Origin of the sequence: Rhizobium sp. NLR8a, from assembly GCF_019685235.1 — a bacterium.
Classification (GTDB): domain Bacteria; phylum Pseudomonadota; class Alphaproteobacteria; order Rhizobiales; family Rhizobiaceae; genus Rhizobium.
Genome location: NZ_JABDWI010000002.1, coordinates 53,486 through 70,539 on the forward strand (window position 1 = coordinate 53,486; position 17,054 = coordinate 70,539).

Below are 17,054 nucleotides of genomic sequence, written 5' to 3' on the forward strand. Positions count from 1 at the left end.
TCTTTGGTTCCCTCAGTCGATGAAAACGCCCACACTTGCGGCGCGTCCGGCTGAATCGATGACGGTCAGTTTCGAATAGCCGCCGCCGTCGGGTAGCCATTGCTGGGTGCGCCGGCGCGAGAGATCGGGTAAGGGCTTACCGTTGGCGAGCCAGCGGAAGGGCGCGCGGCCGCCCTGCAGCTTCAGCATCAGCGGCGATAGATCGCCAGCTCCAGCGCCGAGATCGATATGGGCGCCCTCGGGCGGATAGACGATCTGCGGCGCGGGCTCGCGGCCGGAGGCGACGAGCAGGCCGCTGGCATTCAGTGCAAAACGCCGCTGGCTGATCGGCAATTCGGACTGGGCGATGCGCACGGCGCCTGCCGGCGGGCGGGGCAGGGGCGTCGTGGCGATGCCGGATTTGGCGAAGGCCTCGAACAGGATCGGCGCGGCGGTGCCATAGCCGGTCAGACCGGGCACGGCGCTGTTATCAGGCCGGCCGGCCCAGACGCCGAGCACATACCGGCCGTCATAGCCGACCGACCAGGCGTCGCGATAGCCGTAGCTGGTGCCGGTCTTATAGGCGATGCCGCGCTGCGGTGCGCCGGCCGGTGGAATGACACCGGAGAGAATATTGGCAACGTTCCAGACGGCGACCGGCTCCAGCAACGGTTCGCCGTCGATTTTGCCCGGCGTGCCGGTGATGCCGTCGCCAAGCCTTGCCGGTTGGCCGCGATTGGCGAGCGCCGTATAAAGCTGCACCAGATCCTTCAGCGTGAGGCCGACGCCGCCGAGACCGATCGCCAGTCCCGGCGTCTCGTTCGGCGGCAGGACCGGGCGCACCCCGGCGCGGCGGAAGCGCACCATGAGCCGCGACGGCCCGACGGCGTCGAGCAGCTTGACGGCCGGCACGTTCAAGGAGAGCTGCAAGGCCTCGCGCACGGTGACGTCGCCCTGATAGCTCATGTCGAAATTGCGCGGCCGGTAGCCGAAGAAATCGGCCGGCCGGTCTTCGATGATCGTCTCCTGGGAAACGAGGCCCAGCTCAAAGGCGAGCCCGTAGATGAAAGGCTTCAGCGTCGAACCGGGCGAGCGGTTGACGCGGGTCATGTCGATCCAGCCGGAGCGGCTGGCGTCGAAATAATCGGCCGAGCCGACCTCGCCGACGATCGCGCCGGTCTGCGCGTCCGCCATTACCATGGCGAGCGAAAGCTTCGGCCCGAGTTTCATCGCCGCGGCGCGAGCAACGGATTCCAGCCCCTGCTGCACCTGCTTCTTCAACGTCGTCTGGTGCTTGAGGACCAGAGGCTCCTTGCGCAATGCGGCTTCGCCGAGATGGGCGGCAAAGGCAGGCAATTGCAGGCGTCGCGGTGGAATGGCGACAGCTTCGGCCCGTTCCGCCTCACCGTCGCCGACGGCCTCGGCCACTGCGACGCGGTCGAGCACGCGCTTGCGCGCCTCCTGTGCGGCCTGGAGATCGCGGTCCGGCCGCCGCCGTTCCGGCAATTGCGGCAGGGCGACCAGCAGCGCCGCCTCGGCCACCGTCAGGCGGCGCGGCTCCTTGCCGAAATAGGCAAGGCTTGCGGCGCGTACACCTTCCAGGTTGCCGCCATAGGGGGCATGTGTGAGATAAAGGTCGAGGATCTCTTCCTTCGACAGCCGCCGTTCGATCTGCGCGGCGCGTGCAAGCTGCCGAAGTTTTGCCGAAAACGAGCGTTCCGCGCGCGGCTCGATCAGCCGGGCCACCTGCATCGAAAGCGTCGAGGCGCCGGAGACGATGCGGCCGTTGCGGACGAACTGCAGGCTGGCGCGCCCGAGCGCCCAGACGTCGATGCCGGCGTGATCGTAGAAACGCTGATCCTCGTAGGCAACAAGCATGCGCAGGAATTGCGGATCGACGTCGGCGACCAAAGTCTTCAGCCGCCAACGGCCCTCCGGCGTCGCAAAGGCGCGCAACAGCTGCCCATCGGCATCCAGCACCTCGGGTGAAACCACCGCTGCCTTGTCGAGCGGCGGCGGAAAGGCCCGGTCGGCCGCGTCGAGCGCGACGAGAGCCGCGCCGGCAAGAAGGATGCCGGCGGCGGAGCCGATCGCGAACTTGTGCCACAGCCTCATTATTGTGCTGCTATGACCTCCATCTTGCCGGTCGCCGTGCGGGCCGAAAGCTCCGGCCGGTACATGTCCTCGACGCTTGCGGCCGGATGGTCGTACGTGCCGGGGGTGACGGCGCGTACGACATAGGCGACGTTGAATTCACGCTCCTCGCCGGGCGCGCGGTTGAAGGCGGCGACAAAGCGGTCGTAACGGAATTCCGTATGGGCGGCTGATATTTCGCCGATCCAATCGAAATTCGTCATCTGGGCGCTGTCGACGAGGTTCGGATTGTCGATCTCGAAGCCGGCCGGCAGAAGGTCGGTAATGACGATGCGCGACGACCAGTCATTGGTCTCGCGCACATGGATGACGACCACATAGCGCTCGTTCTGCTTCGCCTCGCTGACATTGGCCTGCTCGCCGTCGAGCGTGTAATAGCTGCGCTCGATGAGGAAGCCGTCGCCACCGGCTGGCAGCGGCACGGTGGGAGCGGCAACGGTGGTGACGACAGCCGAGACGGAGTCGTTCGTCTGGTTGGTCAGCGTCAGCGGGTGACCGGCGAGCGCATCGCCGGTCATGCGCGCCATATAGGCGCCGCTATGCGCCGCGCCATTGACATCGATCTTCAGACCGTCGTCACCGCCCTGGAGGGCGCGCGCGGCAAGCAGCATCCAGGCTTCTTCCTGAGTGCTCTTGTATTTGCTGCGGCCCCATTCCTTGGCGACGGACTTGGCGAGATCTGGGATGACAGGCGGCACCGGCCGGCTTTCGGCGGCGAGCGCCAGGATCGCCGCACCATCGCGCAGTATAGTGCCGTAGTCGGTGCGCGAGAGATTGACGCGCGACACCATCGATTGCTGCGACATCTGCAGCGCGTCGATGAAAATGTTCTTCGAACGCTGGGCGTCACCATAGAGCGCCAGAGCGGCGGCGATATGCGCCTTGGCGAGCGGCGTCGGGAACTGGTTGATCATCGTATCGGCATAATAGCGCAGATCGCTGATCGCGGCCTTCTTGTTGCGGGCAAGAACATAGATGGCATAGGCGATCTGGTCGCCCTGGCCGTTGATGTCGGTGGTATAGGACAGCGTGTTCTGCAGATTTTCGAGCGCCTGCACGAAGGCCTTTTCCGGCACGTCATATTTCATTTCGCGGGCCCGCGTCAGGAAATCGGTGACGTAGGAATCGAGCCAGACATCACCGGAATCCGGTCCCCAGAGGCCGAAGCTGCCGGCCGAGGCCTGGTAGGAAAGCACGCGATAGATCGCGTCCTGCACGCGCTTGTGCACGTCCTCGTCGTTTTCGATGCCGGCCTGCTTCGCCACTTCGGCGAAATAGAGCAGCGGCAGCGCCCGGCTGGTCGTCTGCTCGGCGCATCCGAAGGGGTAGCGGTCGAGGGTCATCAGCAGCGCCGGAATGTCGAAGGCCGCCGAACGGGTGACGTTGACGCTGATTGAGGCGCCGGGCAGCACGCTGTCGGCCAACAGGTTCTTGTCCACCGTCAGCTTGGCCCCCGGCTTCAGCGCCAGCACCCTGCGTTGGGTGATCGGCAAGGATGCCGGACGGACCGGCACATCGATGACCTGGTCGAGCGAGATGCCGGAGGCGTCGGACAGGTTGATCGAGACGCTGCCGGCGCCCGGCTGTTTGCCGATGAGCGAAAGCGTCAGTTCGGATTTCGCGCCCGCTTCGAGGCGGATTGTTTGCGAGGCTGAAGCCTGCTCGATGCCGACCGCATCATTGCCGGTCAGCTGCAGCTTGTAGTCACCGGCCGGCGCATCGGTATTGGCGATGTCGAGGCGCAGATTGGCCTTGTCGCCGGGTGCGAGGAATTTCGGCAGGCTCGCCGTCACGACGACGGGATCGCGGATGATGACGTCCTTGACGCCGTGGCCGACACCCGTCTTCGACCAGGCGACCGCCATGACGCGCGCCGTGCCGTTGAACTGCGGAATGTCGAAGGAGACCTTCGCCTTGCCCTCGGCATCGAGCTTGACCGGACCGGAGAAGAAAGCGACGAGCTTCTGCGTCGGCGGGCTTGCCTGCAGCGCAATGGCGCCGCCGTCGCCGCCGGTCCTGAGCTTACCGGTCGCGCCCAGGGAGCCGTCGATCAGCCGGCCGTAGAGGTCGCGGATCTCGAGACCGAGCTGACGCTGGCCGAAATACCAGTCTTCCGGATTCGGCGGTTCATAGCGCGTCAGGTTGAGAATACCGACATCGACGGCGGCAACCGTCACGTAGGCATCCTCGTTGGCGCCGGCGCCGGTCACCTGCAGGCCGATCTCAAGCGGTCCGCGCGGCAGCATCTTTTCTGGTGTGTCGAGCTTGACCTGCAGCGCGCGCTGCTCGGGATCGACCTTCAGCCACTTGATGCCGATCGATCGCATCGGCATGTGGCTGTCCTGCGCGGCGCCGGGGCGGAAGAGCGTTGCCGTGACATAGGCGCCGGCGCCCAGGTCCGCGGTGACCGGGATGTCGATCTCGCCGCCGGTCTCGCCGATCGTGGCGTTCTCCACGCCGACGAGCTTTTCGGTTCCGGCCGTCACCATCAGTTCGCCGCCGTAGCGCGACGTGATTTTCAGCTTGGCGGTTTCGCCGATCTTGTAGCTGTCCTTGTCGAGGGCGATTTCCAGGCCGTCCGGCGTTTCGGTCGACGTCGAGGCGACGAACCAGCCGGCGTCGAATTCGACGCTGGAGGTCGGGCCGTCGGCATCAGGGCTTTCCACTTCGAGGCGGTAGCGGCCCCAGGTCACCGGCACGGAAATCTTGCCGCCATCCATCGTCGCGTCGACGCTGCCGTTGGAAATCTGCTCGGCGGTATAGACCGGCTCGTATTTCCAGGCGGTCCCCTCGCGATACCATTGGTACTCGCGGTTGAGGCTGTAGAATTTCCAGCGCAGGCTCTTCGCCTCCTGCTTCTGCCCCTCGGCATTGACGCCGATCACCGTGAAGTTGGCGATGGAATTCTCGGGCAGCTCGTCGGAAAATTCCGGCTTGATGCCGATCGAAGCGCGATCGTTCTTCACGGGAAGGACAAGCGAGCGCTCGATGGCGCGACCGCCCGCTTCCTGCATGCGCATATAAATGGTGGCGTTGAGCAGCTGCGTCGTTGCCGGCAGGTCGCCGACGGTGAGGTCCGTCGAAGCTTCGCCGTTTTCGTCGAGTTCGGGCAGCCCCTCGATCGGCAGACGCGAATCCTCGTTCGCCTCCTCGTCGGCAAGCCCGAAGAGGAAGCCCTTATAGGCGGCGCTCTCACGCGTCGGCTTGACGACAACATCGCCCTCGAGCGTCAGGCCGACGGCCGGGGCGCCATAGAGATATTTGCCTGAGATGGTGATGTTCGCCGGCGTATCCGGGCCGATCTCCGTGGCCTCGGTCTTGATCTCCATGTCGGTGCGATCGGGCACGAAATCGTCGACGAGGAAACTCTTGCTGGCGATCGCGCTGCCCTTCGGGTCGGTGAAGATGTTCATCGTCCAGGTGCCACGCATGGCGTTTGCCTGGGTGGCGAAATCGACGGAATAACCGCCGAGATTGCTGGTCTGGCTGACGATCCGGCGGTCTTCGACGCCATCCGGCCGGCTGAAGATGAAAGTCAGCGGCAGATTCTCGATGGCATTGCCGTCGGTGTCGCGGGCAAGCGCCTGAGCATGGACGGTTTCGCCGGCGCGGTAGATGCCGCGTTCGGTAAAGGTCAGCACGTCGATCGCGCCGGGTGAGGCGCGGCCGGTAACACCGCGGTCGGAGAGATCGAAGCCGGCCCGCGTCATGTCGAGGAACACATAGTCCGCCGTGCCGTTCCTTGCGGCGATGACGGCGGGCGTCAGCGCCGCCGTTCCGCGGATCAGGCCGGCGGTGAAGGTGGCGCGGCCGTTTTCGTCGGTCGTCGCCGTGCCGAGCACCTCGTTGTTCTTGGCAAGCAGCTGCAATTCGACGCCTGATATCGGCTTTGCCGAGGCAAGCGAACGGGTGAAGACGTTGAGCCCGTCGGTGCCGGCATAGGTGCTGACGCCGATGTCGGAGACGAGGAACCATTGCGTCGCCTGCGAATCCCACTCCTGCGCCGGCGCATTCGGCGCCGTCGCCGTCATCACGTAGATGCCGGGCTTGCGTTCGGGCAGCGCCTCGTCGACGGGGAAGCTGGTGATGATGTCCTTGTTGAGCTCGTTGGCGATGTCGATCGACCCCTGCCAGACCAGCTCGCCGCTCTGTTCCTCGATGTTCTGGGCGCTGTAGCCGTCGAGCTGGGTCAGGAACTGCGAGTTGGTCAAGAGCGGCGCGATGGCGCGGTCGCCGATGCGGTAGAGTTTGAGGTTGGCCGAGGTCAGGTTGACCGAAACGATCGGGATGCCGCGGCGCGCTGTCGAGGGCAACACGAAGCTGTCGCCGGTGAAGCGCACCATCTGGCTGCGGTCCTTGATATAGACGTCGATGGAAACAGGCGCGTCGAGCGTCTCGTCGACCGATGACGGCAGGCCGGTGCGGAAGGCGATCTTGTAGGTCTGGCCGTGCGTCAGGCCCTCGACGCAGATCTGTTTATCCTTGGTCTCGACCGCCTTTGGCGCCTCGCCGTTCAGCGTCACGAAGGGCGTATAGTCGGTGGTCTTGATCAGCGCCTCCGAGAAGGTGGCACAGGCCCGCGGCGTGGCGCTGTCGGCGTCGACCGTGTGTTCGGTGATGCGGAAGCCCTGCGTCGATTTGAGCTGCAGGTAGGCGGTCTGCACCTCGTCGGAGGCAACCAGCGCCAAGCTCGCCTTGTAGGCGTCGAGCGCCGGGCGGTAATTGGCGTTTCGTTCGAGAGCGGTGGCCAGCACGGCGAGCGCCTCGGCGCGCTTGGCCTTGGTGCGGGTCAGCTCGTAGCCGTTCAGCGCGTCGACCACGGCCTGACCGGTGACGCTGCTTTCCGTGCTGCCGAAGGAAATTGCGGCGCGGGCAGTTTCGAGCCAGAGATCGGCATCATCGGGCGTGAGCGACAGCGCGCCGTGGAACGCGATCAGCGCGTCCGTCAGGTTGTTGGCCGTCATGTCGAGACGGGCATTGGCCGTCAGGCTGTCGGCGCCCTGGCCCTGCTGGCCGTCTGTCAGGGCAAGATTGTCCTTGAAGTCGTGGGCCTGCTGAATGAGGTCGTTGGTTAGGAAGGTCGGGCGCGGCGCGGCGCCGATATCCGGTTCCTTCTGGGCTGCCGTCTCGACGATCTTGCCGGCGATGGCGCCGGGGAAGGCGTTCATCGTCTTGAAATCGGATTTCAGGAAGCACCATTTCACCTTGGGATTGTAGGTGAAGGCCTTGCAGCTCTTATCGCCGATGCAGGAGGTCTTGCACTGGTCGAGCGAGACGTTCTGCTCGGTGCGAAGATCGAAGCCGAAGAAATCGGCATCCTTGATCGTCTGGATGTCACGCTTGGTCTCCGCAGCGGCGGCTGGAAGGCCGATGGCGATCGCGGAAAAAAATGCGATGGTGGCGAAAGCAAAGAACGAGCGCACGGACATAGGTTCCCCCCGGAATGCTGGCTCAGACCGGCGGCACTCTCCTCACTCCTCATGAGATTGTCAACTCAACTTGGGCGCTGTTTCGCCTTCAAACACACGCTTTCATTTAGTTGTCACATCGGCGTGAGTGAACGGCTTGTGATTTGCCGCTTTGGCAAGGATGAGCAAGGATTTGAGCGACCGCCAGGAGGTAGCGCACATGTCCATGTCTTCCAACCGCTGGAGCCTTGCCGTGCTCCTTGCCGCCACTGCTGTCTTGCTCGACACGGGCATAGCAGGCGCCGCCGAGAAAGCGGTCGTCATTCCGCCGCCGGCCATGGACGAAGCCGTCAGGTCGAGCACCGAGACCGCCATTTTTGCCGGCGGCTGTTTCTGGGGCGTTCAGGGTGTCTTCCAGCATGTGAATGGGATCGAGAGCGCCGTCTCCGGTTATGCCGGCGGCGAGGCTGAAACGGCGCAATACGAAACGGTCAGCACCGGCTCGACCGGCCACGCCGAAGCCGTCGAGGTCAGGTTCGACCCGAAAAAGGTGACCTACGGCAGGTTGCTGCAGATCTTCTTCTCCGTGGCGCACAACCCGACGCAGCTGAATTTTCAGGGACCGGACCGCGGCACCCAGTACCGCTCGGTGCTGTTCGTCACCGCCACCGGGCAGCGAGAGGTGGCCGAGCGCTACATCGATCAGCTCGACAAGGCCCATGTCTTCCCGAAGCCGATCGTCACCAAGGTGTCCGATGCCGCCGGCTTCTATCCCGCCGAGGCCTATCACCAGGATTTCCTGACGCGCAATCCGACCTACCCCTATATCGTCTACAACGACCTGCCGAAGATCGAGAATTTGAAGGCGCTGTTTCCCGCCGACTACCGCAGCCAGCCGGTGCTCGTCGGGAAGACCAAGGGCTGAATTGAGCCTGCTCAGTTTCGGCGGTTGATCCCGGTACGGATCGCAGTCGCTCAAGGCATGATGTCGATGGGCGTATGATCGGGAACGCGGGCCCAAATTTCCCGCATCTCCCTATCGGTGACCGCTATACAGCCATCCGTCCAATCCCACAGGCGATGCATCCCTCCGAGCAGGCCCCAGCCATTCGGCAGCCCGTGGATCATGATGCTGCCGCCGGGCCGATAGCCGTTCACTTCAGCCTCATGTTGCTCTTTCGGATTCGGATAGGAAATGTGCAGGCTGAGATGGGCCACGGATTTTGGATTGCGCCAGTCTATTTCATAACGCCCTTCCGGTGTTTTCTCGTCGCCTTCGCGCTGCTTGGGGCCTGCATCGGCAGCACTTCCAAGTGAAATCTGATAGGTCGAGATCGCAGCGTCGCCTCTGAAAAGGACCATGCGGCGTTCGGACTTGTAAACGCGAATGAGGTCGGCGCGTTGCTCCGGCGGTGCATCCGCGGGCGGCAGGCCCGAGCCGATCCTGGCCATCACTTTGGTATAGGCAAACAGGCTGACGGCCACGATGACCAGGACAACAAATTTAGTTCGCAACGTGATCCTCAATCGCCGAGCCCGATGGAATAATCCGATCGTATCATTGCCCGCTCTCATCCAGAAGTAGGCGGTTGATTCAAGGTGATTGAGCGGCAGGTTTTTGCCTTGCCGGCGTCGTGTTAAGGATTTGTCAACGTTAACAATGCGTTAAGCGGCAAAAATCGCGTTTCACCCCGGAACATATCGTCAGGTTTCCCGTTACGACAATGAGTTTCGGGCAGGGAAGACTGCCGAGCGGCTCCTTCTTTCGAAGTATGTGCGTAACAAGAGGACGAATCATGGCCACCAACGTCGTGCGGCGCTGCCAACGAGATGATCTCATGAAGCAGAGAGTATTGATCGTCGAAGATGAATTCCTCATCGCGCTTGATCTCGGCGCGACCGTGGAAGGCATTGGCATGCAGGTCGCGGGCCTTGCGAATGACCGCGAACAGGCGCTGCGGCTGGCGCCGTCCGCCGATATCGCCTTCGTCGACGTCAATCTCGCCGATGGCCCGACCGGGCCTGAGCTCGGCAGGCGGCTGGCGGAAGAGCATGGGATCGCCGTCGTCTTCATGACCGGCAATCCCGAGATCGTCGCCGGCGGCGTCAAGGGAGCGGTCGGCGTCGTCCAGAAGCCGGTCGTGCCTTCGCTTGTCGAACAGCTGGTGACATATCTTGCCGCGCGCCGCGTGGGCATGTTTGCGGTCGTGCCGGCGCAGATGACTGTTTTTACATGATCGCAAGGGGTGATCCGGACATGGCCGCAAGCTGCGGCTCTCCGCCGGCCTTTTCGGCCTTCGGGCAGCCATAGGCCTTCAGAAAGGTGCGCACGGCATTGCGCGCCGCCTTTTCCAGGTCTTCATTGGTGGGTGTGCCGCCGAACAGCGTCATCATCTGCAGGTCGGCATTGGCGAGCGCCACGAACTGCCGGGCGGCGACGTCGTAATCATCGATAGCAAGCGCTTGACTGTGGGCAAGGCGGGCGAGAAGCGCGGAAAGCGCGGTGGTCAGTTTGCCCGGCCCCTGCTGGCGCCAGCTTTCGAAGAGGTGCGGATATCGCTCGCCCTCCGTCTGCACCAGTTTGCGCAGGAATTTTCCATCATGATTGCAGATGCAGTTTTTATTGAGGCGCACGGCAAATGCCGTCAGACCGTCCTCCAGATTGTCGGCGCTGTCAGGAAAGGTCGACAGCACGGAGAAGAGCATGGCATTGGCGCGGTTCATGACGTCCTCGACGACGGCGACGAACAGTGTCTCCTTTTCACGATAATGATTGTAGATCGTCTGGCGGGAGACACAGGCGACGGCGGCGATCTCGTCGATGCTGGCGGCTGAAAAACCCTGGCGGCAGAAGACATCGGCGGCGGCGTCGAGGATCGACATACGCTTGGCGCATTGTCCACGCTGCGTGTGCCCCGCCATCCGGTCTGCCGGTGTCATGCTGTCTTTCATGGAGCGAAGATAAGATGTCTTGACGGTTTAGACAATGGCGTCTAATTTTACAGGCGTGTCCAAATTTATTGACACTCTTGGTTCCGCCGCTGGAGATATGAGCTCCCAACTTCGTCTTCGCGCGAACGATCATCATTGAACCCAGCGCATCGGCGCGAAAATCGGACTGATTTTCGGAGAGCACGATGCGTCGATTCCAAAGAGTGCGGAGCGACGATCCGGCGCATCCGCTGCGCTTTTACGAAAGATCACCATTATGACGGCTTCCTTCTTTCGCATTGCCCTCATTCTCGGCCTGTTGTCGGCCATCGGTCCCTTTGCCATCGACATGTATCTGCCTGCGCTGCCCTCCATCGGCCAGGACCTGCATGCCGACAACAGCGTCACGCAACTGACCCTGCTCGCTTTCTTTATCTCCTTTGCGCTTGCGCAGCTCGTCTACGGGCCGCTGTCGGACATGTGGGGCCGCAAGCTGCCGCTCTATCTCGGTATCGGCCTCTTCGCCGTCGCGTCGATCGGTTGCGCATTTGCGACCGATATCGAAACGCTGATCGCCTTCCGTTTCGTCCAGGGCATCGGCGGTGCCGCCGGCATGGTCATTCCCCGGGCCATCGTCCGCGACATGCATACCGGCGTCCAGGCCGCGCGGCTGATGTCGCTGCTGATGCTGGTCTTCTCGATCTCGCCGATCCTGGCGCCGCTGACGGGCAGCGCCGTCATCGAGCTCTCCGGCTGGCGCGGCGTATTCTGGGCCGTGACCGGCGCCGCGGTGATCGGCCTTGTCCTGCTTTCCACCCAGCTCGAGGAAACCCGCCCGGCCGAGGAGCGCAACGGCAGCGGCCTCGGCAGCGCCATGAAGGCCTATCGTCTGCTGCTCGCCGACCGCAATTTCCTGACGCTGACTTTCATCGGCGGCCTCGGCATTTCGAGCTTCCTCGTCTATCTCGCCAACTCTCCTTTCGTGCTGATCCAGCATTACGGGCTCACGCCGACCGAATACAGCTTCGCCTTCTCGATCAATGCCGTATCCTTCTTCGCGGTATCGCAGGCGACGGGCTGGCTCGGGGAGCGGTTCGGTCTGGTGCGCGTCATGCGGATTGCCGTCAGCGCCTTTGCGCTGGCCATGATCGTCATGGCGGTGGTGATGGCTTCAGGCTTCAACCAGCTGCCTGTTATGGCGACCTTCCTGTTCATCGGCTACGGCTTCCTCGGCCTCGTCATTCCAACGAGCGCGGTGCTTGCCCTTGAAGATCACGGCGCGATCGCCGGCACCGCCTCGTCGCTGATGGGCACGCTGCATTTCGTGATTGCCGCCGTCGCCATGGTTGTATCGAGCCTGTTCTTCGATGGCACCGCCGTTCCAATGGCCGCGGGCATCGCGCTTTGTGCCTTCTCGGCCTTCGTGCTGACCCAGGCGACGATCGGTCGCCGCGTCGCCGCCGCCGCCGCCGCCGAATAGCCGGAAACAGGCCGCACCCGGCAACGAGTGCGGCCATGCCATCTTTCTACAATGCCCATTGTCGGCGAGCCGATCGAGAGCATCAGGCAGCCTCAAGCCGGCCCTGCTGAATCTTTGCCTATAGACGGGGTTCAGCCCGCCAGTGTGAAGGCGTCGCTTTCGCCTGGAACGAGTTCCATCGGCCAGATCCTGTTGCGCGCGCCCTGCGGATAATGGTCGGCATAGGCCGGCATGGTGGCGAGCAGGGTTTCGCCGAGTTGGGCGCCGAGATCGCGCAGCGACATGCGGAAGGAGGTCAGCGTCGGCTGCAGGAAATGTGTGCGCGATTCTTCGCGGAAACCGACGACGGCAAGGTCGCGCCCGGGCACGATGCCGGCTTCCGCAAGCCGCCGGTACAGTCCGATCGCCATCAGTTCGTGGATCAGGATGATTGCGGTCGGCCTCTCTTCGATCATCAGCAATTCGTGGCCGGCCTGATAGCCGCCCTGTTCACTCGACTTCACACGGATGACGAGGGCGGGGTCGAAGGGAATGCCGTGCCGTTTCAGCGCCTGACGGTAACTGTCGAGGAAGATGTAGCCGAGATTGATGTCGGAGGAGGGGGCCGCCACCGCAATCCGCCGGTGGCCTTTGGCGACGAGTCGGTCGACGCCGCGCGCCGCCACGCCCTCGAAATCGAGATCCATCCAGGTATAGCTGCCGCCGGACGCACTGCGGCCGAGCGCCACGAATGGGATGCGGGCCTTTTCCAGAAACTCGATGCGCCGGTCGGTGCGCCGCGTCGCCGAGATGATCAGCGCATCGACGAGCCGGCGCGCCACCATGCGCTTCAGATATTCATGCGGGTCCTCGTCATCGGGGCAGGGCAGCATGACCAGATCGAGCTTGTGGCGGGAAAAGACGCTCTGCAGCCCGTCGGTGACGCCGAGGAAGAAGTCGTCGCTGTTCTCGACCGTCTCGCGGCTGACCTCGAGCATCAGCCCGATGACGTTGGTCATGCCCTGGCGCAGGCTGCGGCCCGACTGGTTGGCGACATAACCGAGTTCTTCGGCGGCGGCCAGCACGCGCCGGCGCGTGTCTTCATTGACATCCGGCTTGCCGTTCAACGCCCGGGACACCGTCCCGATCGAAATGTCGAGGTGCTCGGCGAGCTGGCGAATTCCTTTCATCTGCAGCGATCTTCCTCCCTGACGACGCCGCCCAAATGCGCAAAGAACGTAACGCCTCGATCCCAGTGTCCGGTCCTTCTTGCCACAGGATTGCGCCCGCGAAAAGCCAGGGAGAGACGTCAGGGCTTGAAGCTCTGGCGGATGATGAGTTCCGGAATGACGCGTTCGTAAGCCGGGGGCGAGTCCGGGTTTTCGAGCCGCCGCTCCATCAGATCGACGGCGCGCTGCGCCATGACCACCGGGTCCTGGCGGAAGGTGGTCAGCTGATAGCTCAGCCAGGAGGATTCCGGCACGTCGTCGAAACCGATGACGGCGATATCCTCCGGAATGCGCAGCCGCGCTTCCAGGCGCGCGACATCCATCAATCCGAAGGCGATCAGGTCGTTGGCGCAGAAGATGGCGTCCGGCTTCATTCTTTTGGATAAGAGGGCGCGGCCGGCGGTGACGCCGCCCTGATAATCCGAATCGTCGCCGCGTGCGACGACGACCGATGCACCGAGCGACTTGGCTGCCGAAACGAAGGCGCTTTCGCGCTCCATGATAGCAGGCGTTCCCGAGTTGGAGCCGATCACTGCCAGCTGACGCCTGCCGCTTTCATAAAAGGCCGTCGCCGCCTTGCGCGAGGCTTCGGAATTGCCGGCGCGCACATGGTCGGCGTCGGGCTCCGAGCGGCCGATGACGACGAGCGGCTGGCCGTTGCGCTGGGCGAGTTCGAGGAAACTCGCCGGCGGCGAGCCGGACAGGATGATGATCGCCTCGGCGCGGTGGCCGATCAGCATCTTCTGGGCGGCGAGCAGTTCGTCTTCCGTCTGGCCGGTGTTGATCAGAATCGGAATGCTGCCGCGCCGGATCAGGGCTTTGGCAAGGGCGGCGGCCAGATGCGCGCGAAAACCCACCTCCGGCCGTGTGGCGACCATGCCGACGAGGCGGCTTTGATTGGCAAGCACGCCGCGCGCCAGATCATTGACGTGATAGCCGAGCTCTTCGGCGGCCCGCAGCACTTTCTCGCGCGTTGCAGGCGCAACGCTCGCGCCTGGCGTAAAGGTGCGCGAGACAGCCGAGCGCGAAACGCCCGCCATTTGCGCCACCTGTTCGGCGCTGACGAAACGCATGCGCTCTTTTCTCAGCACCTTGCCGCCGTTCACGGGACCATCATCCATCGGCTCTCAACTATTGCGCGTCTCTGACAGCCGGATGACAGGCGGCGGGATGGGCGGGATCTTTTGCGTGCTGTTCGTTGGCGTGCCGGCTCACGCTAAGACCGCTCCCCACAAGGGGGAGGGGCTAAGCCACGGTCTCGGCGGCGATCAAAGAAGAGATCTTGTTGGACTTTTACGTGAAACGGTGCGGCATGGAGGGGGTCTTCGGCCCGGACGAGCGGCCGGGATGTCGCACAAAAAACCGAGGCTGCGGGACGCAGCCTCGGCTGGAGGCAAACCGGCGGCGATTAAAACCAATGCCGCTGCAAGAATTCAGGGGCTATTCGCAGACCCGCACGGTTTCGGTATGGTAATAGCCGTCATAGCGGTTGCGGACGTCGCGGTCCTCATACCAGCACCTCGGCGCCGGCTCGACATAACGAGGGCCTTCATCGACGTAGCGAGGGCCGCCATTGGCGAGTGCGCCGCCGATCAGGCCGCCGACGACACCTGCCGCGACGCCGCCGGCGATGATCCGGCCGGTATTGTCGTGATGATGGTGGTCACGCGCCGCAGCAGGCTGAATAGCCGATCCAACAAGGGCCGTCGCGATCAACAGGCTGCTAATAATTCTCTTCATGACATTCTCCTCAGTGGCACTTGCCCCGGATAAGAGGGAAATGCGGCAGGAACGCGTTTGTTCGTTCAATCTTTACGACACGCGTTAACGCAAGTCATCCCCATCAAGTTGCCGGCCCCGCCGCCGTCGTCTCTTCCAGCACGTCCTCGGGAATATCGTCGAACGAGGCGTAGTTGAGATTGTAGAGTCTGGAATAGAGCTTGCCGTTCTTCATCAGCTGGCGGTGGTCGCCGCTTTCGATGATTTCGCCGTTCTGCAGCACGATGATGCGGTCGGCTTCGCGGATCGTCGCCAGGCGATGGGCGATGACGAGGCCGGTGCGGTTTTCGAGCAGCTTCACCAGCGCCTTCTGGATCAGCATCTCGGTATAGCTGTCGATATTGGCGGTTGCCTCGTCGAGCACGAGGATCTTCGCATCCGCCACAAGGGCGCGGGCAAAGCTCAAAAGCTGGCGCTGGCCGAGCGAGAGATTGCCGCCGCGCTCGCCGAGAATGCTGTCATAGCCATCGGGCAGGCGCATGACGAAATCATGCGCGCCGACGGCCCTGGCCGCCTCGATCACCTGTTCGCGCGTCGCTTCCAGCTTATGGTAGCGGATGTTTTCGAAGACGGTGCCGGTGAAGAGGAAGGGTTCCTGCAGCACCATGGCGATCTGCGCTCCGAGCGAATCCTGGGTCAGGTCACGCACGTCGTGGCCGCCGACCAGCACCTGGCCTTGCTGCACGTCGTAGAAGCGATGGATTAGCGACATGCAGCTCGATTTGCCGGAGCCCGTCGGCCCGACCAGCGCCACCGTCTCACCGGGATTGACCTTGAAGCTCACATGTTTCAGCACCGGATGCTTCGGATTGTAGCCGAAGACGACATCCTTGAATTCCACCGAGCCGTCCATGTCGCGCGACAGGGTCTTGGCGTCAGGCGCGTCCTTGATGTCGACGGGGACGTCGAGCACTTCGGTCAGCCGCTGGCCCGAAGCCATGGCGCGCTGCATCACCGAATATTGCAGGGTCAGCGAGCGGATCGGGTCGAAGAAGCGCTGGATATAGAAGAGGAAGGCGACGAGCACGCCGACATCGAGCGCCTGGTTGAGAACGCGGGCGCCGCCGACGACGATGACGAGCGCCATCGCCACGCCGGTCAGGCTGTCGACGATCGGCACCATCACCTGGGCATAACGCGCGGCCGTCAGATGCGTTTTGAGATTGGCATGCGCCTTGTCGTCGTAGAGCGTGAAGTTGACGCCCTGCCGGTCCATGCTCTGGACGGCGCGCACGCCGTGGATCGCTTCGGCAAGCGCGCCGTTGGCGACCGAATTGGTCTCGTGCGCGGCCATGAAGGACTTGCGGGCGAGCGGCAGCCAGAACAGCCGGACGACGAACAGCACCGGCAGCACCGAAAGCGTCAGCAGCCCCAGCTTGAAATCGAGATAGAGCATCACGAAGACGATGCCGAAGAGCAGCACGATGTCGCCGACGGACAGCACCGAGGTTTCGAGGAATTCCTGCATCGAGTTGACGTCGCCCTGCAGGCGCGACATCAGCCGCCCCACTTCGGTCTTGTCCATGAAGGAGAGCGAGACGCGCTGGAGATGCGAAAACATCGCCTTGCGGATGTCGAAGAGCACCTCTTCCGCGACATTGCCGACCAGCGTCTCCTGCGCGTAGCTTGCCGCATAATTGATAAGGATGGCGATGGTGAAGGCGGCAACAGCCCAGATCAGCGCCGCATGATTGCCGCCCGGCGACATGCCGTGATCGATGGCGTAACGGATGATCAGCGGGATCAGCAATTGCATCGTCGTGAAGGTCAGCACGGCGACAACAGCCCAGAGGACCTGGGTGCGGTAGGGGTGAACGAAAGCCCAGATGCGCTTGATGATGTTGCCGTCGAAGGCCTTGCCGAACATTTCCTCCTCGACGCGATGCGAACCGACCACCGCCCGCGGCGGACGGCGCCCATCCTCGCGAACGTCGGGACGCTCTGTTTCCAGTTCCTCGGCCATGTCTTTCCTCCTGCGGCCATCATGTCAGGTGGCCAGCACGTTCATTGCGTGTCCCCTTCTCCCCAGCGGGGGGTCCGAAGGACGGTGCCCGAAGGGCGGATGGGGGGGCCGCACGGCACGCCCTCTTTGCCCTTCGCTTCCGCTCAGGGCAC

Annotated in this window: 11 protein-coding genes; 3 read left to right on the forward strand and 8 right to left on the reverse strand. The window is 63.4% G+C overall.

The genetic code is table 11. The features are described from left to right. Positions 1-12: 12 nt before the first annotated feature. Positions 13-2,094, reverse strand: a complete 2,082-nt coding sequence (gene pbpC / locus HJC04_RS03550; RefSeq protein WP_221144798.1) for a penicillin-binding protein 1C — start codon at positions 2,092-2,094, stop codon at positions 13-15. Beyond that, positions 2,094-7,562, reverse strand: a complete 5,469-nt coding sequence (locus tag HJC04_RS03555; protein ID WP_221144807.1) for an alpha-2-macroglobulin family protein — start codon at positions 7,560-7,562, stop codon at positions 2,094-2,096. Before HJC04_RS03555 ends, pbpC begins: the two co-directional genes overlap by 1 nt. A gap of 199 nt (positions 7,563-7,761) precedes the next feature. Between HJC04_RS03555 and msrA the strand changes: the two genes are divergently transcribed. Next, positions 7,762-8,466: a peptide-methionine (S)-S-oxide reductase MsrA gene (msrA, locus tag HJC04_RS03560; protein ID WP_221144809.1), complete on the forward strand. Its 705-nt coding sequence runs from the start codon at positions 7,762-7,764 to the stop codon at positions 8,464-8,466. A 50-nt stretch (positions 8,467-8,516) separates the two neighbouring features. Here msrA and HJC04_RS03565 read toward each other — a convergent pair whose 3' ends face one another. Beyond that, positions 8,517-9,056 carry a murein L,D-transpeptidase family protein gene (locus tag HJC04_RS03565; protein WP_221145203.1) on the reverse strand — a complete coding sequence of 180 codons (540 nt, stop codon included), beginning with the start codon at positions 9,054-9,056 and terminating at the stop codon, positions 8,517-8,519. A gap of 281 nt (positions 9,057-9,337) precedes the next feature. Between HJC04_RS03565 and HJC04_RS03570 the strand changes: the two genes are divergently transcribed. Continuing rightward, positions 9,338-9,778: a response regulator gene (locus HJC04_RS03570; protein WP_210632477.1), complete on the forward strand. Its 441-nt coding sequence runs from the start codon at positions 9,338-9,340 to the stop codon at positions 9,776-9,778. Here HJC04_RS03570 and HJC04_RS03575 read toward each other — a convergent pair. Beyond that, positions 9,771-10,493: a TetR/AcrR family transcriptional regulator gene (locus HJC04_RS03575; RefSeq protein ID WP_221144810.1), complete on the reverse strand. Its 723-nt coding sequence runs from the start codon at positions 10,491-10,493 to the stop codon at positions 9,771-9,773. The two genes, HJC04_RS03570 and HJC04_RS03575, sit on opposite strands and share 8 nt — an antisense overlap. A gap of 256 nt (positions 10,494-10,749) precedes the next feature. On the opposite strand from HJC04_RS03575, the gene HJC04_RS03580 reads away from it, so the two are divergent. Then, the gene (locus HJC04_RS03580; RefSeq protein WP_210632479.1) at positions 10,750-11,952 is read left to right on the forward strand and encodes a multidrug effflux MFS transporter; all 1,203 of its coding nucleotides are present in this window, start codon (positions 10,750-10,752) and stop codon (positions 11,950-11,952) included. 131 nt (positions 11,953-12,083) lie between these two features. Here HJC04_RS03580 and HJC04_RS03585 read toward each other — a convergent pair whose 3' ends face one another. The 4 genes from HJC04_RS03585 to HJC04_RS03600 form a co-directional block, all read right to left on the reverse strand. Next, positions 12,084-13,121 (reverse strand): LacI family DNA-binding transcriptional regulator, encoded by a 1,038-nt coding sequence (locus HJC04_RS03585; RefSeq protein ID WP_210632480.1) that lies wholly within the window; start codon positions 13,119-13,121, stop codon positions 12,084-12,086. Positions 13,122-13,240: 119 nt separating this feature from the next. After that, positions 13,241-14,281, reverse strand: coding sequence for a LacI family DNA-binding transcriptional regulator (locus HJC04_RS03590; protein ID WP_221144812.1), 1,041 nt, complete (start codon positions 14,279-14,281; stop codon positions 13,241-13,243). A 319-nt stretch (positions 14,282-14,600) separates the two neighbouring features. Next, complete coding sequence (locus tag HJC04_RS03595) at positions 14,601-14,900, reverse strand: hypothetical protein (RefSeq protein ID WP_210632482.1); 300 nt, start codon at positions 14,898-14,900, stop codon at positions 14,601-14,603. Between the two features lie 103 nt (positions 14,901-15,003). Beyond that, a complete protein-coding gene (locus HJC04_RS03600; protein WP_221144814.1) occupies positions 15,004-16,902 on the reverse strand; it encodes an ABC transporter ATP-binding protein in 1,899 nt (632 codons plus the stop codon). Positions 16,903-17,054: the final 152 nt, after the last annotated feature.